The organism is Natronobiforma cellulositropha, from assembly GCF_025629245.1.
Taxonomy (GTDB): Archaea; Halobacteriota; Halobacteria; order Halobacteriales; family Natrialbaceae; genus Natronobiforma; species Natronobiforma cellulositropha.
In genome coordinates this window covers 1-21427 of sequence record NZ_JANZXN010000016.1, presented here as the reverse complement: position 1 = coordinate 21427, position 21427 = coordinate 1, and the positions used below count along the sequence as shown (strand labels likewise).

Below are 21427 nucleotides of genomic sequence, written 5' to 3'. Positions count from 1 at the left end.
ACACGAGTCACCGCGACACACGGTGTCACGTCGATCACCGCCTCCGAGGACAACCGTTTTCCCACCGCCGCGCGAACGGCCCGTCGATGACTGGACTCGAGCGCGACCGGGCCGTCTCCATCGTCGAACGGGTCGTCGAAGCCGTCGACACAGAGCGGATGCCGGTGCCCGTCCGCGAGGTGTGGGCCTTCGGCGACGTCGCCCTCGGTCTCGACCCCGTCGAGCGCCTCGATATTTACCTCACGAAAGACGTGCTGTTGCGCGACGACACGCCGGCGGGACGTGAGGACGCCGCCGAGCGCTTCCTCGAGTCACACGGGGTTCGCGGCGTCGGCAAGTCCGTCCGCGCCGACTGGGCGGACGCCAACCCCGAGTTCCTCCGTTCGAACCCCAACGGCTACGCCGCCCCCGAGAAGTGTCTCGCCGCCCACCTCTTCGAGCGGGCCGCCGTCGCCGACGCACCGGTCCACCTCGAGGTGTGTAACGCGAGTTTCGAGGACAACGTCACCCAGCGCTTGCGCGGCGCACAGCTACGCGAGGACTACACGCAGCTACTCGACCCGCGCGGGGCCTGTCTCTGGGTCGACGGCGTCCGCAGCGACGAGGCGTTCGCGAAACTCCGCGAGGGCTCGTTCGTCTTACCGACGCTCGCCGACGCGCTCGTCATGCTCGGCATGGACGAGGAGGAGGCCGACCGGGCTACCGCAGACGTTCAGGCCTGGCGCACCGACCAGGAGGGCGCGAGCGTCCGCGGCGACGTCGTCTGATGGGCCGGCTACCGCTCGCGGCGTCACTCGCGACGTCGGCCGCCGCCGTTCACAAAACCGTTATTCTCCCGTCGCTCGAATCACCCGTCATGGACCTCTCGACGCCGCGAACTGCGCTCTACGCCAATCTCGGTCTCGTCATCACTGCCTCGGTGCTGGCGCTGCTCGAGCTGATCAGTGTCACTGCGGCGGCGCTCATGGTCGTCCTCGGCTTCGCTGGCGTCGCCGTCTCGATTCTCGGCATGCGCTCGGCGTGACGGTTCTCTCCCGCGTATACGCCCGTCAGACGCGTCCGACGGTGACGTAAAACGGCACGGTCTCGCGTCTGACGTAGGTCTCCTCGCGCATCTGTTCGATCACGTCCCTGCCCATCTCGCGCCACGCCCCGCGGAGGTCGTCGTACCCCTCGGCGGTCAGCGCGCTCGCGAGCATCGTTTCCCGGTCGTCGGCGAGTCCCGCGCCCGTCGCCTTCCGGTGGGCCATCCGCAACGCGTGTTCGTCGTACGGCGGGCCGACCGTCCGCGTGTGGTCGTACCGTCGCGTGTCGAGGACCTCGAGTCCGGCCTCCTCGAACGTCTCGCTCGCGCGCGAGCCGAGCGCGACGTCGGTGTCGACCCCGTCGAGGTAGGCCCGTCGCGCCCGGCTCTCGAGCGCCGCTTCCTGCCCCACGCTCGAGTCGACCGTGACGTTCGCGTTGTCGGGTTCGACCGCCGCCACGAGGTCGCTCGAGACGCGGGCGAACTCGCTGACCGCCGCGGCCGGATCGGGGAGGTTGATCAACAGCGCCTGACACACCACGAGGTCGACGGCGTCGTCGGCGAAGGGGAGTCTCGTCGCGTCACCGGCGACGGCCGGTACGTGGCTGGCCGCGTGCTCGAGCAGCCGCCGGTCGGCGTCACAGCCGACTACGTCGCCGGGCGACTCCGCCTCGAGCACCCGGGTCAGTTCGCCGGTGCCACAGCCCACGTCGAGGACGCGCTCGCGACGCTCGAGGTCGAGTGCCGAGAGCGCCTCGCGGGAGTCCGCCCACATGCCCTCGCGCGTCCGCGTCAGGTAGTCGGCCGAGAACGATCGCACGGGCGGGCTTGGGCCGTCTCGGCTAAAAAACGCGTGGGTTCGCGTTCAGGATTCGCGCAGTTCCTTCACCTTCGCGATGTTCCACGCGAAGCCCTTGCCGTCCTCGGTCGGCGTCTCGAGGGCGAACGGCAGGTCCCGGAGGTCGGGGTGGTTGACGATGGCGCGCATCCCGTCCTCACCGATGTAGCCCTCGCCGATGAGGGCGTGTTCGTCCTTGTGCGTCCCCACGTCGTGTTTCGAGTCGTTGAGGTGGATGTACTCGAGGTACTCGAGACCGACCTCCTCGTCGAAACGGGCGACCGTCTCGTCGACGGCCGCGGGCGTGGTCAGGTTGTTGCCCGCGACGAGGGTGTGGGCGGTGTCGATACAGATGCCGATGTCGGTCTCGGTGCGCTCGATGATCCCCGCGAGGTGTGCGAACTCGCCGCCGAGTTTCGTCCCGCTGCCCGCGTCGGACTCGATCAGCAGCTGGACGCCGTCGGGAATCTCGAGACCGTCGATCACGCCCGCGGCGTTGTCGAGACCGCCCTCGACGCCCGCGCCGGTGTGGGCACCCAGGTGGACGTTCACGTACGGGACGCCGAGGGCGTCGGCCGCGTCGAGGTCCGCCTGGAGACTCGAGACCGACTTCGCCCGGAGGTCGTCTTTCGGTGTACAGAGGTTGACGAGGTACGCCGAGTGGATCACCCACGGTCCCTCGAGCTGTTCCTCAGTCTCGGCTCTGAACCCTTCGGCGGCCGTCTCGTCGATGGCCGGTTCGGCCCAGACCCGCGGTGAGGCCGTAAAGAGCTGGCCGCAGTTGCCGCCGAAGGCGACCTGGCGGTGGACGGCGTTGCGGATGTCGTCGAACGGTGGGGTCTCTTCGTCCGAAGAGACGCGCGACCCGGAGATCGAAACGTGTGCACCGACGTTCATGCCCCGGTGTCGGTACTCGGGTGTGATAGGTACTTCGACCGCCGCTCACCACTGGCGTTGCGCTCGGTCTCGCGTGTGTCTTCTCACTCGGCCCGCTCGAGGACCACGCGCTCGCGCACCCACTCGTCGGCTCCGTACTTTCGCTCTGCGAGCGCGCTCGCTCGCTCGAGTTCCTCCTCGCGCCACCCGCCGAGGGTCGCTCCACACCACTCCCGAAGCGCTCCTTCGAGCGCCGCCACCGCCTCCTCGCGGCTGATACCTGCCTCTTCGCGGATGCTCGTCACCCGGTCGGTGAACGTCCCGCGCTCGCAGTCGGTTTCGAAGACGCCGCGGTGGTGGTCGGGGACGAGGTCGTAGCGTAGCGACCCGTGCTGGATGACGACGTCGCGCTGGCGGTACTGTGCGTTGCCGCTGATCTTCTTGCCGTCGGCGAGCACGTCGTGAGCGGGGTGGACGTCCCGGAGGAAACACGACGGCTCGTACAGCGACGGCTGTGGCTCACTCGCGAAGGCCGCCTCGACGCCCATCCGCGAGAACGCCTCGAGTATCGGCTCACAGAACAGCGCGTAACAGTCCATCAGGTCGCCGGGAACCTCGGCTGCGGGTGCGACGATGGTATACGAAATGTCTCCGTGCGAGTCGTGGTAGATGCCGCCGCCGCCGGTCTGGCGACGGGTGACGTCGACCCCCTCGCGCTCGCAGTAGTCCCAGTCGACCGTCTCCGCCTCCTGTTTGTACCCCAGCGAGAGCGTACTCGGCTCCCACGAGAAGACCCGGACCGTCCGCACGTCGTCTTCGACGGCGGTTCGGCCAGCGACCTCCTCGAGCGCCATCTGCGTCGCCCCGTCGCGCGCCTCGTCGCGAACGAGTCGCCAGTCGTACTCGGCGAGTTCCGTCATACCGGCTCTCACGCCGGGCGGCGGCAAGTCGCTTCCGACGCGTCGGCTGGCGCTCGAGTGCGGGCCGTCTCACGCTCGCTCGAGCGCCTCGAGTATCTCCGCGACGTCGTACTCCGTTGCGAGGCTGTACGGACTCCGTCCGGCGACGTTCTCGTGGTGGGGGTCCGCCCCGTGTTCGACGAGTGTCGCCACCAGTTCGGTCTGGCCCCTGAAGACGGCGCGCCACAGTGGTTGGTTTCCGTGCTCGTCTTCGACTGTCACGTCCGCACCCGCCTGAACGAGCGCCTTCGCCACCCCGAGTTCGTCCAGTTCGAGCGCTCGGTGGAGCGGTGTCGCTCCCGCATTGTCGCGTGTGTCGATGCCGATTCGGCGGTCGACCAACTCGAGCGCGATGTCGGTCCGCCCGCCGAGGAGTGCCGTGTGAACGGCCATCCGGTGGCCCTCGCCGGTCTCACCGGTCTCGAGTTCGGTCTCGACTGCGGCGCGATCACCGGCGAGAATCGCCCGCTCGAGGTCGCTGTACGTTTCGTCGTCTACAGGGTCGTCGGCTGTGGTCATGAGTTATCATTGAGTGGCCAGACTGTCGTCCTCTGTACGCTCTCGTCTTCGCGGCCCGTGTCTCGTTGTCTGAGCGGTCTCAAACCACATTTGATATCGCATCATATAGTTCATTGGAAATGCCCCCGCTCGCTGCACACCGCCGGAATGCGCCACCAGCTGCCCGTTTCGGCGCAGACATCCGTTTTCCGCCTCGCTTCGCCCGCTGACCACCGGCGAGGCGACGCTTTTTACGTTCACACCGGCTACCACGCCCATGGTGCGGAACGTCGCCGCCTTACTGGCGGAACTCGAGTCAGAAGATCTCTACCTCCTCTCGGGCGTCGAACAGGGGATGCGATTCTCCGAGTGGGTCAGCCGCGAGAAACTGCCCGACTTCTCGGGGCTCACCCCCGAGGAGGTCGACTACCGGCTAGAGCGCTGTCTGAAGCGCAAACTCATCCAGAAGAAGACCATCCAGTACGAGGGCTACACCCTCCAGTTCGAGGGCTACGACCTGCTGGCGCTCAACGCCTTCGCCGAGCGCGATACCATCGCGGAGTTCGGCTCCCCGCTCGGCGTCGGCAAGGAGAGCGACGTCTACGAGGTCAAATCCTACAAACCGCTCGCACTGAAGTATCACCGGGAGGGCTATACGAACTTCCGCGAGGTCAACCGCGAGCGCGATTACACCGCGGAGAACCGCCACGTCTCCTGGATGTACACCGCCCGGAAGGCCGCCGAACGCGAGTACGAGGTCATCGAGACGCTCTACCCCGACGTGCGCGTCCCCCGGCCGATCGATCAGAACCGCCACGCCATCGTGATGGAGAAGATGGACGGCGTCGAACTCTCGCGGACGAAACTCGAGGACGAGCAGGTCGTTCCCGTCCTCGAGCTGCTCCTTCGCGAACTCACCCGCGCGTACGATATCGGCTACGTCCACGCCGACATGAGCGAGTACAACGTCTTCGTCAGCGAGGCGGGGGTGACGATCTTCGACTGGCCGCAGGCCGTGCCCACCGACCACGAGAACGCCGACGAGTTCCTCCGGCGTGACCTGCGCAACCTCCTGGGGTACTTCCGCCGGAAGTACCCGCGTGTCGTCCCCTCGTGTGACGCTGAGACGGTCGCTCGAGCCATCACCGACGGATCGTTCGACTCGTTGGCGACGCTCGCTGCCGACGAGCAATAAACCCTCTTTCGCTATATCGAATACTGGTCCGTCCGCTCAGTCACCGGTCGGTCGAGCGCCGTCTCCCTGGGATCGGCTGTCTCGGTCCCGGGGACTGCCCCGGCGACGCCGTCGGCCACAGTGACAGCCACCTGCGGGTCGTCGGGTGAGGGCGGACGACGGCCAGTCTCACCCGGGTGACTCGAGTCTCCGTAGCCGGCCAGGCCGGACTGGACTACCCGGCCACTCGGTCCTCGAGACCGTGGCCGAGGCTCGTCGGGCAGCGGTCCGGTCGTCAGCCGAGAACTCGTCGGTAGCCGCGGTTTCAGTTGGCCGTCTCGAGTTCCGCAGCCACGTCTCGCAGCCTCTCGATCCGGTCTTCGGTCGGTGGGTGTGTGCGGAAGCCGACGGGCATCGCCTCTGTCGGTGCGTCCTCGTCACGTTCGAGGAAGCCGTGTGGGAGAAAACACATGCCCTCGAGACTGTCGTAGCGTTTGCGCGCGTCCTGTGTCGGCAGCGCCACCGCGTCGTCGAGGGTCTGCAGCGCCCGGACGAGCGCTCCCGGGTTGCCCGTCAGGCGTGCGCCGTCGCGGTCGGCGACGAACTCGCGCTGTCTCGAGAGACTCCGGCTGAGGAAGACGACGGGCGTCGCGAGCACGCCGAGGGCGACGCCACCGAAGAAGATGACGACGCCCGTGGCGACGACGAACTGGAGGATGTAGCTCGGACTCGCGAACGGCGCGTCGATGAACGTGGCGCTCAGGACGAACCAGCCGACGAGACCGAGGGTGAGAACGGCGGGCTTCGCCCCGCTGGGCAACCCGTCTTCGAGCAGGGAGTACTCGTCGGAGACCAGCGCCGGGAGGAACGAGGCGAGCGTCATGACCGCGGCGTCGTGGTTTTTCAGGTGGACGAGTTCGTGTGCGAGGACGGTCTCGAGTTCGTCGCTCTCGAGCGACTCGAGTAAGCCCTCGCTGACGACGACCGTCCCGGAGCGGACGCCACCGATGGCGAAACTGTTGGGCACGTCGGTGTCGGCGACGGCGACGGTCGGGACGCGCATGTCGGCGAGCGCCGCGAGGCGAGTGACCCGCGCGAGCAGGTCGGGGTGTGTCTCGTCGGTGGCCGGTGTGGCGTCGACTTCGGCGAGGAGGCTGTGGCGGGTGTAGAGCAGTTGTGCCCAGACGAGCGCGAACACGATCAGCGCGACGAGGGCGGCGTAGGCCCGGAGCGTCGATCCGCCGACGAGCGCGTTGATCGACGGCCCGAACCAGGGCTCGAACAGCGTCGCGAGGAACAGTGCGAACGCGAAGTCGACGGCCAGCACGAGCGCGAGGGTGCCGCCGATGTGCGCTGTGAGATCGCTTCTCGTCATTCGTCTTACGAATACAGATGTTCGAGCAAAACAGTTTCGTCTCTCGCTACACCTCAGCCGGCCACCGCGCATTCGTCAACAGTAATGTATTTGTTCAGACGGATTTTAGGTGACCTGTGGCATACGACCTCCAGCGCGTCGCCCTGATCGCCTGTTGCGTTTTCGCGGTCGTCGTCGCGGCGTCGTTGTTCCCCGCGGCAGGTTACGGCGAGTACCCCGGTTCGGGGACCGTCGACAGCGGCTTTTACGACGGTGAACAGTCGACCGACGGACCGACAGCACCGACCGACGGACCGGACGACACCGAACCCGAAGACAGCGAGGGCCCTGGGACCGACGAGGAGCGTGACGAGTCCTCCACGGACGACGACTCGGAGCCCGACGCCGCCGACGAATCTCCGGACGACGACACGGACGATGCGGACGACGCTGACGACGGGTCGGCGGCGACGAGTGACGACGGCGGACCGGTCTCCAGCCAACTCGAGTCCATCACGCCCCTGCTCAGCGGCTTCTTCTGGCTCATCCTCGGGTCGTTCGCCGTGGTCGTCGTCGTTCTCTTTTTCGTACTGTCGGACCAGACGCGTTCGTCGGACGTCTCGAGCGGTGACCTCCCCGCCGGCTTTCTCCCCCGGCTCAGGCTCCGTTTCCAGCGCATTCCACAGGCCGCGATGGCCGCGACGATCGGACTCGCACGCGTCGTCCCGCCGGTCACCGACCAGCTACTGACGACCGCGGGCGGTGTCGTGAGCGCCGCCTCGAGCGGCACGCGACTCCTCTCACGCGGCGTCGGTGGCTTCACGACGACCCTCCTCGCTGCTCCGTTCTCGTTCGGCCGCTCCGGCGGTGGATTCTTCGCCGGACTCGCTTCGATCACCGGCGGGCTCTCCTCGTTGCTCTCTCCGCACCGTCGCACGCGACGCTCGAGCGCTCGAGACTCGGGAGACGCTCCTGCGGAACACGCTGCTAGCCAGTCCGAACCCGACCTCGGTCCACAGACCGTCGAGGAGGCGTGGGAGGCGATGGTCGAGAACCTCCCCGTGCGCAGGCGACACGCGCGCACGCCGGGAGAGTACGCACGGACCGCGACGGACGCCGGCTTTCCCTCCCGCGCGGTCTCCGACCTCACGGCGGCGTTCCGTGACGTCCGCTACGGCGGCTATCCGCCGTCGCCGGACCGGACGCGGCGCGCACGCGAGGCGTTCTCCGAGATCGAACGCGCGCGAGACGACTCCGAGGACGGTGGTCGGCCGTGAGCCGACTCCGTGCCGTCACCGCTGTCGTCGGCGTCGGCATCCTCGCGCTGGCGCTCGCGATCACCTTCGGGACCGTCTCTCCACCAGCGCTCGAGTTCCTCGCGCTCGACGCGCTGGTGCTCACACTCGCCGCCGTCGCCGCCGTCGTCGCACTCGCCGTCGGCGTTGGGACCGGTGTCGGAACTGACCGGGAGGTCGACCTCCCGGAACCGCGGACGGCCGGTTCGGTGGCGACGACGCCGCCGGCGCGCCCGGAGACGGTCGCAGCCGTCGACGACGCGCTCGAGCGGCCGCCGCTCGACGAGAGTCAGCACGGCTATCGAACGCGGCTCAAGAACCGCCGAGACGCACGCAACGCGCTCAGCGAGGTGGCGACCCGCACGCTCGTCGAGTGCTGTGGTCTCTCGCGTGCCGAGGCACTCGAGCGACTCGAGGAGGGGACCTGGAGCGACGACCCCCGTGCGAACGCGTTTCTGAGCGACGAGACCGACCTCCCGCGTCGGATTCGGTTTCTCGACTGGCTCTGGGGACGGCGATACCAGCGGGGACTCGAGGCGACGCTCGCCGAACTCGAGCGGCGTCGCGAACCGGCCGAGGTGGAGCGATGACGGGCGCCGTCGCGGCGGTCGACGACGCTGACGAGCACCCGTCCGACGCCGACTCCACAGACCGGGCGGCCGAGACGGGCGGTGACGACGCCCACGACCGCCTCTCGGAGACCGACCCCGACCCGACTCAGGCGGGACCGCAGGTCGAGACCCTCGAGACGGCCAGCAGTCGCTGGACGGTCGGACTCGTCGTCGCGCTGTTCGCGGTCGGCGTCGGAATCGCCGCGGGCAACACCGCGATATTCCTCTCGTCGGTCGTCGGGCTGAGCTACGCCGCCTACGGCTACGCGATTCGCCCGCCGGAGCCGACGCTCGCCGTCGACCGGCGTCTCTCGACGCAGTCGCCGGCGCCCGGCGACACCGTCGTGGTCGTGCTCACGGTGACGAACGAGGGTGACGACCCGCTCGCCGAGGTCTCGGTGGCCGACGAGCCACCTGCGTCCCTCGCGGTCGAATCGGGCGAGACGACGACCGCGGCGGCGCTCCAGCCCGGTGAGTCGACGACGCTCGAGTACACCCTCCGCGTTCGCCGCGGAACCTACACCTTCGGCGACGTCACCCTCCTCGCGCGAAACCTCAACGCCTCGAGCGCGGTGACGACGCGGCTCTCACTCGAGACCACCCTCGAGTGTACGGACTACCTCGAGCGACTGCCTCTCGCCGGACAGACCAACCAGCACACCGGTCGCGTCGAGACCGATATCGGCGGGGAGGGTCTCGAGTTCTACTCGATTCGCTCGTACCACCCGACGGATCCGATGAACCGTGTCGACTGGAACCGCCTGGCGCGCACGGGTGAACTGACGACCGTCGAGTTCCGCGAGGAGCGCGCGGCGAGCGTCGTGGTCGTCGTCGACTGCCGTGAGTCGACGACGGTCGCGCCGGAGGAGACGGCCCTCGATGGACGGACGCTCTCGAAACACGCTGCTGCGTGGGTGGTCTCCTCGCTGCTCGGCGAGAACAACCGGGTCGGCGTCGCCTGCTACGGCGGCAGCGGCCACTACCTCCTCCCGCGGTCGGGACGCGACCAGGCGACCCGCGCCAGGCGTCTCCTCGACGGCGAGTGGTGTGGCTCCTACGGCCGCTCGGGTTGGCTGCGGCGGGCACACGTCCACGTCGGCCGCTTCTGTACGAACCTCGCCGACGAGAAACAGATCGTCTTCGTCACGCCCGCACTCGACGGCGCACCGATCGATTCGGCCAAACGGTTCCGTGCCTACGGCCACGAGGTGACCGTCCTCTGTCCGATCGTCGCCGACGGCGACACACCCGGCGGGACGGTCGCCCGTCTCGAGCACGAACCACGCCTGCGTGAACTGCGCGAACACGGCGTTCGCGTCGTCGAGTGGCCGCCCGACGACCCGCTGCACGTCGCCGTCGACCGCGCCAACAGGATGTGGTCGCGATGAGTGAGCCACTCGAGTCGACCGGCGATGCGTCTGCGACCGATCTCGGACGCACCTCGCTCGCCCTCGCGACGCTCCTCGTCGTCGCACTGGGACTCGGACTCGGCGCGCCGCTCGAGACGGCCGCGCTGGTGGTCTCGGCGCTGGTCGTCGTCGCGGCTCTCGGCGCGCTCGAGACGGTCTCGCTCTCGAGGCGTGCACTCGGGAGCGTCGGGCTCGTCGGCGGTGTCACCGCGCTGGTGGGCGTTGCCCTCACTTCGTCGCTCGCCGCCGTCGCCGTCGGTGCGCTCGCCGTCTGTACCCTCGGCTACGCGCTCGCGGCCGACGGGCCGCGCGCCGTCGTCGTCCGTCGCGTGTTTCGCGACTCGTTCGTCCTGGCCGTCGTCTGCGGGACGACTGCTGGCGTCCTCTTCGCGTTCGCGGCCGTCGGTACCGAGACCTTCCGTACGCTGTTCGTCCAGTCGCTCGCGCTGCTCGCACCGACGCCGTTCGTCGGCCTGCTCACGGCGACCTGTCTGTTCGGTCTCGTCCTCCTCCTGTTCGACCTGGCGTCGTCGGTCATCGACCCGTGGCTCCCCGAGGGCGTCACGACGCCGACGCCCGTGACCGACGTGTTCGGGCGTCTCGGCTCCGCGTTCGAGTCGTTCACGTCCACACTCGGCTCCATGTCGAGCGAAGCGCGGGAGTTTCTCGGCGTCGTGCTACTGTTCGTTGGAATACTCGTCTCCTACGCCAGTTACTCCGCGTTGCTTCTCCTTCCGCGGGCGTTCCACAGCGTCCTCGAGAGCCTCGGCCAGTTCGGTGTGGCCATCGCGTGGACGCTCCAGTCCGGTGCCCTCCACGCCCTGCTCGTCGGTGCTGGCGTGATCGCACTCGGTGCGAACGCGTCTCGCCCGGTCGCGATGGGCGGCCGACTGTGGCTCGGATCCTACCCGCTGCGAACGCTCGCCCTGGGTGCGGGTGGGGCGCTCTGTGGGCCGCTCGTCGTCGGGGTGGCGCTGTTCTCACCGGCGGTCACGGCGCCGTTCGCGGTCGTCGGGTTCGCCGCCCTGCTCGTCGGTGCCTATCTGGCCCTGCTGTTCGCCCCGTTCACCCTCCGGCCGGTGTCTGACGCCTCCGCTCGGCTCCCTCGGTACGCACTCACGCTCGGTGTCGCCACCCTGTGTGGGGCGGTCGCACTCGCCGCACTCGAGGGGATCACACCGCTCGTCGTGTTCGTCGCTGCCGCCGTCTCCGTGCTCGTCTGGGACCTCGGCGAGAACGCGTTGACGCTGCGCGAGCGACTCGGTCGCGTCGACACACGCCAGGTCGAACTCGTCCACGCGACTGCGAGTGGGCTGGTCGGCGCCCTCGGCATCGCCGTCGCAACGCTCGCGCTGTACGGTCTCGGACACGTCCCCCCGCCGAGTGAGCGCTGGCAGGCGCTCGCCCCGCTCGTCCTGGCGCTGGCGGCGCTGGTCGTCTTCGCCGCGGCGGTCGTCCTCAACCGGGGCGTCTCGAGCGGCCTGCGCGGCGGTTACGACTGGCTCCGTTCCTCGCGTGTCACGTCTCGACTCACGGGCGGGGCAGTCCTCGTGTTGGCCACCTCCGTCGCGCTGGTCGCCCTCGGCTACGGCCACGTCGTCTTCTTCCTGTTCGTCTTCGTGGTACCGTTCGCGCTGCTGGTCTTCTTCGACATGTCCTCGAACCCCGCCCACGACCAGTGGTGAGCGGCTGCAGGCGCTTCGAAGGGCTTATACACTCGAGTCAGATAGGTTCGAGTGACTTACTGGAGGCGGGCACCAGTGGGCACCTGTTCGGCTCACGCCACAGGTCGGGATGTGATCTGCGAGCGCAGATTGAACCAGCACGCGCCCGCAGGTATACACTATGGCACGAAGCTTCTACTCCCACATCAAGGAGGCATGGAAGAACCCCGGCGACGGCAAACTGGGCGAACTGCAGTGGCAGCGCAAACAGGAGTGGCGCAAGCAGGGTGCGATCGAACGCATCGACCGCCCGACGCGACTCGACAAGGCGCGCGAACTCGGCTACAAGGCCAAGCAGGGCATCGTCCTCACGCGCGTCGCCGTCCGGAAGGGGACCGCCCGCAAGCAGCGACACAAGGCTGGCCGCCGAACCAAGCGCCAGGGTGTCCGCCGCATCGGCCGCCGGAAGAACATCCAGCGCATCGGCGAGGAGCGCGTCTCGCGAAAGTACCCCAACCTCCGCGTCCTCGGCAGCTACTGGGTCGGCGAAGACGGCAGCCAGAAGTGGTTCGAAGTGATCCTCGTCGATCCGAACCACCCGGCCATCCAGAACGACGACGACCTCAACTGGATCTGTGACGACACCCACACCAACCGCGCCTTCCGCGGCCTGACGAACGCCGGGAAGTCCAACCGCGGTCTCTACAACCGCGGGAAGGGGACCGAGAAGACCCGCCCGCGCAACGAGCGATAACGACCCCATTCGGTTTTTCCGGTGGCTCCGCTCGACCGTCGAGTACGCTCGAGTCGCGGCCGTCTCCAGCCGATCCAGTGTCACCACTCGAGCGGACGGTAGCCAGCGAGAGCGAGAGCGGTGGTGGAACGTGGGTTGTCGGCCGTCTGCGGGTCAGTCGGCGCTTCCCCCGGCGACGGGGTAGTCGTTGTCGGCCCACGCCTCGAGACCGCCTTCGAGGATGAAGACGTTCTCGAAGCCGTCCTCGAGCAGCGAGACCGACCGGCGTGCGGCGATGCTGTGGGGACAGTCACAGTAGGTGACGAGCACTTTGTCTCGAGACCAGTCGTCGATGGGGTCGTCCTCGAGTCCGTCGTCTGCGGGACTCGAGACGGCACCGTCGATACGTCGCTCTGCGAACTGCGACTGGCCGCGGGTGTCGACGAAGTGGACGTCGTCCGCGCCGAACCAGTCGTGGGCGTCGGCGACCGGAACCAGCGGGACGTCGGTGCCGTCGTAGGCTTCGGTGTCGTAGCCGTCGACGTCGTAGCTACGTCCGGCGACCTCGAGTCCGTCGTCTTCGTCGAGTTCCTCGTCGTCGGTTTCGTTCTCGCCAGTACCGGCGTCGTCGGCCGCACTCGGGTTCGTGTCTTCCGCGTCGGCGTCGTCGTCGGTGGCGTTGTCGTCGTCCGATCCGTTCGTGTCGTCGTCCTCGCCGCTGCTCGTACAGCCTGCGGTCACGGCGATTGCAGCGCTGACGGTGCCTGCGAGGAAGTGGCGACGGCGGAGGGGTGGTCTGCGGTTCACGGTTCGTCCGACCACGACGAGAGGAATATCAATTCTCGTGAGTTTCATCGACTGTTGGCGTTCGGTACCGTTATATCCCGGTCCGTAGACCACCTCGCCCGCACGTGGTGTCCTGCGCTCGATTCCGTCGCTTCGTCCCTCAGTTTTTGCCCACCTGCGTCCTCGTCGTTCCTGCGGATGGCTGGAAGGCGAGTACTTATTCTCCGCGCGGGTGTCGTCTCGGTCATGACGACACACGTTCTCGTCCCGATCGATAACTCCGACCACGCCGCACAGGCCCTCGAGTTCGCCATCGAAACGTACGGCGACGCGACACTCACCGCCGTCCACGTGCTGGACCCCGCAGACTTCTACGCGGCGACCGGTCTCGAGATGGGTGCGATGGCCAACTACGAGCAGGTCCTCGAGAGTCACCGACGCCGTTCGGCGGAGCTACTCGAGCGGGCGGCGAAACAGGCCGGAGAGGCGGGCGTCGAACTCGAGACCGACGAAGTCATCGGCAACGTCCCCCGGTCGATCGTCGAGTACGTCGAGGAACACGACGTCGACCACGTCGTCATCGGCAGCCACGGCCGGACGGGCGCGAGTCGCCTCCTCCTCGGGAGCGTCGCCGAGACGGTCGCCCGGCGCTCGCCCGTCCCGGTCACCATCGTCCGCTAACTACTCGTCGGCGACCAGACAGTAGGCGTGGCCGGGTGCCTCGAGTACGGTCGTCTCGGGGTCGTCGTCCCACTCGTTCGAGAGCGCCGCGCGCTCTGCGTAGTAGATCCGGCCATCGTGAACGCGCGCCTCGCTCGTCGCGTCGCCGGTGCCCGTCACCCGCCAGCGAACCTCGCCGGTGTCTTTCTCGAGCGCGTAGAGGCTGTTCCCGTTGGTTCCGGCGAGGACGGCGTCCGCGGTGACCGAGACGGCGCTCATCACGCGGCCGTCGAGCGTCCGCGACCACACCTCGTCGCCGGTGTCGGTCTCGAGGGCGTAGACGCGCCAGTCGTCGCTGCCGACGTAGACGATGCCCGCCTCGGGGTCGACGGCGGGTGCCGACATGACGATGTTCTCGGTCTCGAACGACCACTCCTCCGTGCCGTCGGCGAGCGACACCCGGTAGACCGACCCGTCCCACGAGCCGACGAACGCGCCCCCGTCGTGGGTCGCGATTGGCCCTTTGATCTCGCCGCCGGTCTGGAAGCCCCACTCGAACTCGAGTGAGGGGAACTCCCAGCAGTAACAGACGCCGTCGTTCGACCCGGTGAGCAGCCGTTCTGCTGCCGGATCGATCGCGACGGTCGGGTGGGGCATCCCGTCGATCCGGTGGTCGCTCCACAGTTCGTCGCCCGTCTCGGCGTCGAGGACGTAGAGCGCACCCGACTCGGTGCGCCGGTACTCACAGACGACGTAGAGGTAGCCGTCCCAGTAGGCCGCACTCGAGCCGATGGCGACCGCGCTGTCGAAGCCGTCGGCCTCCCAGACGTGCTCGCCCGTCTCGGTGTCGATGGCGTGCATCGAGGCGGTGTTGCCCCGGTCCGCCCCGCCGTAGTCGCCCACGTAGGCGACGCCGTCGACGACGATCGGACTCGCGTGAAAGCCCTGGACCGTCGCCGCCGTCTCGAGCGTCCAGCGGAACTCCCCACGCGGTGAGACGGCGTGGACGCGCCCCGTATCGGCCGGGATCACGACCGTCCCCCCGTCCGGTGTGGGGACCGGACTCGCCTTCGCGGCGTTGTGTCTGACGTAGTTGACCGGGAGCTGCCAGTCGACGCGCACCGCCTCGGGGACGGTCTCATCGGGGTAGTAGCCGAGCCTGCGCAATCCGCCACGGAACATCGTCGCGTTCTCGAGGTAGGACTCCTCGGGGGCGCGAACCGGCGGGTCGAACGCCGCCTGGTCCGGGTCGTAGGTCCCGCTCGAGCGCAGGGCCGTACACCCCGCGAGCCCGACCGTGCCGACGCTCGCGAGTCCCGCCGCCTGCAGTACGCGGCGTCTGCTGAGACCGGTGTGGTCGGTTCCGTCGCACTCGCGGACCCCACTGCGCTGGCCCTCACTCCGTTCTCGTGGTGTATCCGCCCGCTCTCGCATGACTGTGCGGTTCGAACGCGCCGACTATACGCTTCCCGGTCGGTGGGTGTGTTCGCGTTCGGAACCTCCGTTCTCAGACCGTCGTCAGCGCACCGACCGGCGCGCGGGTTCGCTCTGCCGCCCGGTCGATGCCGTCCGCGCCCGCGGCGATGAGCGCGAAGACACCGGCGACCTCGGCGTCGGCGGTTCCGACGATGTCTAAGAGGAGTTCCTGCGTCTCGCCCGAGCGGATCAGGTCGTCGACGACGAGCACCGACTCGCCGGGGCGAATCGCCGACGCCGGGAGGTAGTAGGTGAGTTCGATTCCCGACTCGAGGCGCGCTCTGGCTTCGATGAACTCCTCGACGGCGGTCTCTTTGTGTTTCTTCGCGTAGGCACACCGCACACCGTAGTAGCCCGCGAGCGAGGAGGCGACGGTGATCCCGTCGGTTGCCGCCGTCAGCACCACGTCCGGGCGGCCGAAGTCGAACGCCTCGGCGACGACCGGCGCGACGAGGTCGAGAAACGGCTGGTCGAAGACGACGCCGGTGTTGTCGACGTAGCCCTCCGCGTCGACGCGGATGCGCGCGTCGAGTTCCGCCGCGAGCGCCTCGCGGCCGATGTCCTCGACGACCGCTCGAGCGCGGTCGGCACTCGGGAGGACGTGGCCGTTGACGTAGCGGTTGAGGTCGCCCGCCGGCAGGTCGGTCCGCGCCGCGAGTTCGTCGTAGGTGCGTGTCTGTTTGAGCATCCGTAACACGTCGACGGCACGCAGCTGGAGGGCGGCCTTCTCGGCTCGGTTCATACGGATACGCACAATTCCACAAGTATGGGTATTTCGGTCGTTCTGAACACGTGGTTACACCACGGTCGTGTATGCTCGCTCGAGCGAGTCCCCGCGTACGCTCACCCGCCCGTCGGGAGTCGCCCCCGGCGTGCGGCGAGGGCGAGACAGAGCGTGAGGAGTGCGACGACGACGGCGTACGCCCGGAAGACGGCCGTGTACGTGACCCCTGCCTGGGCCAGGGCACCGACCGCGACGCTCCCCGGCGCTTGCATCAGCATCATCGTCGCGCTGAACCCCGAGTAGGCGCTCGAGCGGTTCTCGTCGGGGAGGGTCTCTAAGAGGTAGGCGTCGGCGATGGGGAAGAGACCGTGGACGACGAACCCGAGGGTGATCGAGACCAGCGCGATGGCGAGCAGGCCCTCGACGAGGGTGAGTGCGAACAGGCAGACGACGAAGCCGGTGAGAATCCCACACAGGAGCGTGAGGTACGGGACGCGGTCGGCGAGACGGCCGGCGACGAGAAAGGAGGGGACGCCCGCGGCGAAGGTGACGGTCAGGAGGCTGCTCGCGACGCCCGCCGAGAGTCCCTGGGTGCCGAGGTAGGTGACGTAGAAGTTGAACACACCCTGCCAGACGAAGCCAGCGACGCCGACGAAGAGGATGCCGGTGAGGATCAACTGCTGTTGGTCGCGGATGGCTCCGAAGAGGTCGCGGTCGTCGACGCCCGCCGTCGGTAACTCCGCACGCCTCACCGCGAGCGCGAAGACGACGGTCACGAACGCGGCGAGCACCGTCAGCCCCCAGAAGCCGTAGCGCCAGGAGCCGAGGACGATGGCGAGCGCGACCAGGAATGGGGCCGTGACCGCCGCGATCTGTGAGGACATCCCCCGGAGGCTGACGGCCATGCCGACCCGCTCGGGGTAGAGTTCGCTCACCAGGGGGTTCGCCGCGATGAAGAAGACGCCGGTGGCGAGACCGATCAGGAACGCCCCGCCGATGGTGAACCAGATGTCCGGCGAGAGGGCGGTGAACGCCGCCGCCGCGGTCAGAAAGACCCCCATGCCGACGATGACGCGGTGGCGCTCGACGAACGTGAGCAGGTAGCCCGTCGGGAGGCGGGTGAGCGCACTCCCCACCCAGACGGCCGTCGCCGCGAGACCCGCCGTCGCCGGACTCACCCCCGAGCGGATGAAGACGTCGACCAGCGGTGCGAACGAGATGCGTCCGAAATTCACCAGAAACGAGAGCGCACAGATCGAGACGAACACGCCCGTCCGTCCCCGAAGCGCCTCGCTAGCTCCCCCTGCCATAGCCCGTTTCTCACTCGAGAGACCGTCTCTCTTGGGGCCACCGGTTTCGTGGCTGAAACGTCTCGAGACCCGTGTTAGACGGCTGAAGAGTCGCTCGAGGACTCCCGTTCACCGTCGTCTTCGGTTCGCAACCGCGCTGCTTCGTTCTGGCTGAGATAACAGCCACAGGAGGCGACGATGGTGAACGGGCCGGTGGCGGTCACGCCGACGACCACGCTCTCACAGTGGGGACAGCGCGGCGGATTCCACTCCTCGCCACCCCAGCGGCCGTACTCTTCGGTCATCGTCTCCCCGCGATTCTCACTCTCGAGGATCGTCCCGAATCACGTTCCTCACGTGTCAGCGACGACTGTCGGATGCGAGTCGCGACTCGAGTGTGTCGTGCATCTGCTCGAGCCACCGGGAACCCGTCGCTCCGTGGGCGGGCGTCGTCACTCTGCAAATGGGCGTTTCGCGGGCTGTATCGTGCGTATGCGAGCCTTTTAAGGTCGCGTGGTTGGTATAGAGTCATGGCTCCTCGAACCCTTGCGGGTTGGAAGCCACGCCTCGGGTGGTGCTAGCACCCGGGGTACTTTCTGAAGGCGTACCCCAACCGGCGTGCGGTGGGCGCGGCTTCCAGGTGTGAGTTTCACGAAGAGATACATATAATTTCTGGAAATGGGTGTTGGTGATGGGCGGCGTCGACGGACTCGAGTGAGAGCGCGTGTCCGCTCGAGTGTTCGATTACCAACAGTTAATACAACCGACTCGTAACGGAGAGATAATTACCGATGTCCCCACAGTCGAGGTGTGACAGGTGAGTTTCGACCGTGATCGGCGCGACCGGTCGAACGACGATAGTGAGAACAACGAACGAACACGGCGCGCTCGAGCGCAGCCCCAGACACAGGGCGGAACTCGCCCACACCAGTATCTCTCGAGCGTACTGCGACCCTCGCCCGAGCAGGCGGCCCAGCTCGACCGGCTGATCCAGACCCGTGGCTTCGAGCAGGTCCAACGGTGGGGCGAACGCGGTGAACTGCCTGAAGGCATAAACACGCCGACGGGCGAGCATGTTCGCGTCGCTCGAGCGCGGAGCCGGGCGGCGGGCGTCGAACTCGACACACCGAGTGCCATGCGCTCGGTGGAGGCGCAGGCCGAGAGCGATTTAGCAGGTGAGACCGCGACACCCGACGTGGTTCGGCGCGTGATTTCACAGCCTGGAAAGCCGCTCGAGGGTTCCGTCCGCGAGGAGATGGAAACGCGCATGGGCGAGTCCTTCAGTGACGTGCAGCTTCACACCGGTCCAGAAGCGGCGAAAGCCGCGAGCGCACTCGAGGCACGCGCCTTCACGACTGGTAACCACGTGGTGTTCAACCGCGGCGAGTACAAGCCGGAGAGTCCTGAAGGCAAATATCTGCTCGCGCACGAGCTGGCTCACGTGCGACAGCAGACCGGCGGTCAGATCAGTATGCTCCCGCAGGAGGGGAGTTCGCTGGTGATCGACCCCGACCCAGCGCTCGAGCGCGAAGCGGACGAGGTGGCGAGGAAGGCACTCGAAGGTGAGGAGCCAGTGGTAGCTCACCGACTGGGGATGGATGTCCACGTACAACGAATTCCAGAGGAGAAGACGTTCGAGGCGCTGGCACTCTTCGAGAGCGAGAACGACAGCGGTGAGGTCAGTGAGTTCCGACAGGGCCAGAACGCCAACCGCATCGGCTTCCTCCACGGTGTCGCCGGTGAGGTCCTCGAGAAACAGGACGTTCAGAGCCAGGTGAAAAAGAAAGAGTCGGTGCAGGCCGCTGCTTCCGAGTCACCCGTTGCGGCCGAACTGGCACAACGTGGTCCGTCTATCGGCGATCTCAAATCCGAAGTCGACGCCCTGGCTGCATCGGTCAATGCCGACCTCTCGGATGTCGGTCTCACCGAGGACCAGCGACTCGAGTTACACGGCAACATCAGTACCGACCGGTGGGATAGCCTCTCCTGGTCGGTGGTCAAGGGCGTCCTCTCGGCGACGACACTCGGAACGTTCGTTGCAGCCTCTTCGCTCGCAGGGAAGGCGAAAGGCGTCGATGTCGACGAGATCGGAACCCAGGCAGTCGGCCGCGTTCGCCGCAGAGCGATCTCTGGCTGGGACGATGTCCGTCAGATCTGGTCGAACTCGAGCGGCTCGCTGGCCGAGCGCGCAAAACAGATCGAAAAAGAAATTCGTGCAGGCACCTGGTACGGTGATACAGAATCGACTGGCGACGCACGATCGAGGAGAGAGTAGCAATGGACGCACTCATAACAGGAGAATCCGAACGTGTTGGCCTCAGCATCATCGATAACAATGATGTAGAGCATTTGATCGAGATGACGGCTACTGGTGAGATTAGGTTCCATAAGTGCGACCCATATCCCAACAACCCTGCCAAGCGCACCAGAACCCAGACCGAGTACGGTGAACAGGCCCGCCGCTACGCACAGTGGTACGTCTACCGCGAGCGCGGCTACGACACCGTGCCGTCGACGGAGAACCCCGACCGGATTCTCGCCGCCCTGTTGGCACTGACGCGCCTCTCGAGTGCGTCGTTCGAGGCGTCGTTCGGCGACCTCGAGAGGCAGTTACGGAGCCACTACGACGGCTCGAGCGTCGAGTTGCCGTTCGCCGACGCCGATCCGGACGGGGCGATCGTCTACCGGCAGGACCTCTATCTCGAACCGGACCCGCTCGAGTTCGACCCGCCGGTTCTCGAGCAGTTTCGGGCTCACTTCGATGGCCCACTCGACTCCTCGCTGTTCACCCAGGCCGGTGACCTGACCGACGACGACCTCGACGCACTCGAGTTCGACCTCGAGGCGGTTTCTGGGCTGGGCTATCTGTACAACGACGGCCGTGGTAGCCAGCAGACGATTCCCACCGACCAGCCGCTCGAGCGGGCACCGGACGCGCGGATCGAACTGCTGGCGTTCGATCCCGACGAGGTCGACTCCTTCCAGCACTACCTCGTCTCGCACCTGGCCTACCAGATTCGCGACCGCTTTCTGTTGATGGGGCTGACGCCACCAGTAGCGTTTCAGGCACAGGGCTGGGGCACCTACGACGGTTTCCAGGCACAGACGTTCTGTGACCTCTACGAGGAGTACTGGTCGCCGGAGGCGACGATCACCTCCTGGGACCCCTCTTAGGTGTCTCGATGGTGTGTCTACTCGAGCGCGAAGCGGACGAGGTGGCGAGGAAGGCACTCGAGGGAGAGGTGCCGGTGGTAGCTCACCGATTAGGGATGGACGTTCACGTGCAGCGTCTGTCGATCGGTGACGACGGCCCGCAACAGTCGACGCTCGATGCCTTCGAAGACGGGGAGTTCGACGGAACGACAGCCGACGACAGTACCCTCGGGGCACTGCTCGAGCGCCTCGACCCTCGAGAAGCAGTCAGAGATAGTGGTCGTGACATGGTCGAGGACCGGGCGGAGAGTGATACGGTCGTCGGGGCAGCGGCGAACTTGCTAGCACTCGTCGGCGTAAGTGGTCCAATCTGGACGACCACGGGTCAGACGGAAGTCGCCGCTGGCGCACACGTCGGGGCGGCGGCGGTCATCAAGCGCGTTGGAGCCGAACCAATTCGGTCGCTCAGTAGCGCGAGCGCAGGTCAGGTGTACGACCTGCTGGTCGACGTTGGATACAAACAGCTCGCTGAGGCGTGGGCTGGAGCTGTTGAGTCTGTGAGACAGAGCCACGAGGTATCTAGCGAAGAAGACCCAACGGGGGTTCGTGGTGAAAATAAATGAAAGGTGAGGTGGTTGGTGAAAACCAAGAAGGGGTTGGTATAGACGTTGTCGATAATTCGGGTGTAGTACACGAAATGTCGATCAGAAAAGACGATTGGAAGGTAGTATACCACAAGCAAAATGGGTACCCAGACAACGCAGAGGAGCGGACAATCGAAGAAAAAGAATCGATAGCCGAGGCTCGCCTCTTCGCGAAGTACACCGTCTATCGCGAGCGTGGCTATCAGACGCTTCCAGCGAACAGAAATCCCGACCGGATTGCGGCGACCCTCCTCGCTCTG

Annotated in this window: 23 protein-coding genes; 13 read left to right on the top strand and 10 right to left on the bottom strand. The window is 66.9% G+C overall.

The features are described from left to right. The first annotated feature begins 86 nt into the window (after positions 1-86). Together N0B15_RS08380 and N0B15_RS08375 are read left to right on the top strand one after the other, a co-directional pair. Positions 87-767 (top strand): DUF7095 family protein, encoded by a 681-nt coding sequence (locus N0B15_RS08380; RefSeq protein WP_263019243.1) that lies wholly within the window; start codon positions 87-89, stop codon positions 765-767. A gap of 89 nt (positions 768-856) precedes the next feature. Continuing rightward, positions 857-1024: a hypothetical protein gene (locus N0B15_RS08375; protein WP_263019242.1), complete on the top strand. Its 168-nt coding sequence runs from the start codon at positions 857-859 to the stop codon at positions 1022-1024. 25 nt (positions 1025-1049) lie between these two features. Here N0B15_RS08375 and N0B15_RS08370 read toward each other — a convergent pair whose 3' ends face one another. The 4 genes from N0B15_RS08370 to N0B15_RS08355 form a co-directional block, all read right to left on the bottom strand. Continuing rightward, the gene (locus tag N0B15_RS08370; RefSeq protein ID WP_263019241.1) at positions 1050-1844 is read right to left on the bottom strand and encodes a class I SAM-dependent methyltransferase; all 795 of its coding nucleotides are present in this window, start codon (positions 1842-1844) and stop codon (positions 1050-1052) included. A gap of 45 nt (positions 1845-1889) precedes the next feature. Further along, the gene (locus tag N0B15_RS08365; RefSeq protein WP_263019240.1) at positions 1890-2759 is read right to left on the bottom strand and encodes a deoxyribonuclease IV; all 870 of its coding nucleotides are present in this window, start codon (positions 2757-2759) and stop codon (positions 1890-1892) included. A gap of 83 nt (positions 2760-2842) precedes the next feature. Next, entirely contained in the window at positions 2843-3658 is an 816-nt protein-coding gene (locus tag N0B15_RS08360; protein WP_263019239.1) for a lipoate--protein ligase family protein, read from the bottom strand. 69 nt (positions 3659-3727) lie between these two features. Beyond that, entirely contained in the window at positions 3728-4216 is a 489-nt protein-coding gene (locus N0B15_RS08355; RefSeq protein WP_263019238.1) for an ankyrin repeat domain-containing protein, read from the bottom strand. A gap of 256 nt (positions 4217-4472) precedes the next feature. Between N0B15_RS08355 and N0B15_RS08350 the strand changes: the two genes are divergently transcribed. Continuing rightward, a complete protein-coding gene (locus tag N0B15_RS08350; RefSeq protein WP_263019237.1) occupies positions 4473-5390 on the top strand; it encodes a serine/threonine-protein kinase RIO2 in 918 nt (305 codons plus the stop codon). Positions 5391-5694: 304 nt separating this feature from the next. On the opposite strand, the gene N0B15_RS08345 is transcribed toward N0B15_RS08350, so the two are convergent. After that, the gene (locus N0B15_RS08345) at positions 5695-6744 is read right to left on the bottom strand and encodes a M48 family metalloprotease (protein ID WP_263019236.1); all 1050 of its coding nucleotides are present in this window, start codon (positions 6742-6744) and stop codon (positions 5695-5697) included. A 116-nt stretch (positions 6745-6860) separates the two neighbouring features. On the opposite strand from N0B15_RS08345, the gene N0B15_RS08340 reads away from it, so the two are divergent. The 5 genes from N0B15_RS08340 to N0B15_RS08320 all read left to right on the top strand — a co-directional run bounded on the left by N0B15_RS08340 (position 6861) and on the right by N0B15_RS08320 (position 12456). Then, on the top strand, positions 6861-8000 hold the full coding sequence (locus tag N0B15_RS08340) for a DUF4129 domain-containing protein (protein ID WP_263019235.1): 1140 nt from the start codon (positions 6861-6863) through the stop codon (positions 7998-8000). Then, positions 7997-8608, top strand: coding sequence for a DUF7269 family protein (locus N0B15_RS08335; protein WP_263019234.1), 612 nt, complete (start codon positions 7997-7999; stop codon positions 8606-8608). Before N0B15_RS08340 ends, N0B15_RS08335 begins: the two co-directional genes overlap by 4 nt. After that, the gene (locus N0B15_RS08330) at positions 8605-10017 is read left to right on the top strand and encodes a DUF58 domain-containing protein (protein ID WP_263019233.1); all 1413 of its coding nucleotides are present in this window, start codon (positions 8605-8607) and stop codon (positions 10015-10017) included. Before N0B15_RS08335 ends, N0B15_RS08330 begins: the two co-directional genes overlap by 4 nt. Beyond that, entirely contained in the window at positions 10014-11723 is a 1710-nt protein-coding gene (locus tag N0B15_RS08325) for a DUF7519 family protein (protein ID WP_263019232.1), read from the top strand. The genes N0B15_RS08330 and N0B15_RS08325 overlap by 4 nt, the downstream gene beginning before the upstream one ends. A gap of 160 nt (positions 11724-11883) precedes the next feature. Next, complete coding sequence (locus tag N0B15_RS08320; RefSeq protein ID WP_263019231.1) at positions 11884-12456, top strand: 50S ribosomal protein L15e; 573 nt, start codon at positions 11884-11886, stop codon at positions 12454-12456. Positions 12457-12609: 153 nt separating this feature from the next. Here N0B15_RS08320 and N0B15_RS08315 read toward each other — a convergent pair whose 3' ends face one another. Beyond that, positions 12610-13242: a rhodanese-like domain-containing protein gene (locus N0B15_RS08315; RefSeq protein ID WP_263019230.1), complete on the bottom strand. Its 633-nt coding sequence runs from the start codon at positions 13240-13242 to the stop codon at positions 12610-12612. A gap of 225 nt (positions 13243-13467) precedes the next feature. On the opposite strand from N0B15_RS08315, the gene N0B15_RS08310 reads away from it, so the two are divergent. Further along, entirely contained in the window at positions 13468-13902 is a 435-nt protein-coding gene (locus tag N0B15_RS08310) for a universal stress protein (protein WP_263019229.1), read from the top strand. On the opposite strand, the gene N0B15_RS08305 is transcribed toward N0B15_RS08310, so the two are convergent. The 4 genes from N0B15_RS08305 to N0B15_RS08290 all read right to left on the bottom strand — a co-directional run bounded on the left by N0B15_RS08305 (position 13903) and on the right by N0B15_RS08290 (position 17675). Next, a complete protein-coding gene (locus tag N0B15_RS08305; RefSeq protein ID WP_263019228.1) occupies positions 13903-15315 on the bottom strand; it encodes a PQQ-binding-like beta-propeller repeat protein in 1413 nt (470 codons plus the stop codon). 73 nt (positions 15316-15388) lie between these two features. Further along, entirely contained in the window at positions 15389-16099 is a 711-nt protein-coding gene (locus tag N0B15_RS08300) for a phosphoribosyltransferase family protein (protein WP_263019227.1), read from the bottom strand. Between the two features lie 101 nt (positions 16100-16200). Then, positions 16201-17391 (bottom strand): MFS transporter, encoded by a 1191-nt coding sequence (locus N0B15_RS08295; protein WP_263019226.1) that lies wholly within the window; start codon positions 17389-17391, stop codon positions 16201-16203. A 74-nt stretch (positions 17392-17465) separates the two neighbouring features. Beyond that, entirely contained in the window at positions 17466-17675 is a 210-nt protein-coding gene (locus tag N0B15_RS08290; protein ID WP_263019225.1) for a hypothetical protein, read from the bottom strand. A gap of 512 nt (positions 17676-18187) precedes the next feature. Here N0B15_RS08290 and N0B15_RS08285 point away from each other — a divergent pair. The 4 genes from N0B15_RS08285 to N0B15_RS08270 form a co-directional block, all read left to right on the top strand. After that, positions 18188-19645: an eCIS core domain-containing protein gene (locus N0B15_RS08285; RefSeq protein WP_263019224.1), complete on the top strand. Its 1458-nt coding sequence runs from the start codon at positions 18188-18190 to the stop codon at positions 19643-19645. 2 nt (positions 19646-19647) lie between these two features. Next, positions 19648-20544 (top strand): DUF7958 family protein, encoded by an 897-nt coding sequence (locus N0B15_RS08280; RefSeq protein ID WP_425494217.1) that lies wholly within the window; start codon positions 19648-19650, stop codon positions 20542-20544. A gap of 8 nt (positions 20545-20552) precedes the next feature. Then, positions 20553-21146: a hypothetical protein gene (locus N0B15_RS08275; RefSeq protein WP_263019222.1), complete on the top strand. Its 594-nt coding sequence runs from the start codon at positions 20553-20555 to the stop codon at positions 21144-21146. Then, positions 21143-21427 (top strand): DUF7958 family protein (locus tag N0B15_RS08270; RefSeq protein ID WP_484549512.1); only part of this gene is annotated, 285 nt, incomplete at its 3' end. The genes N0B15_RS08275 and N0B15_RS08270, both read left to right, overlap by 4 nt.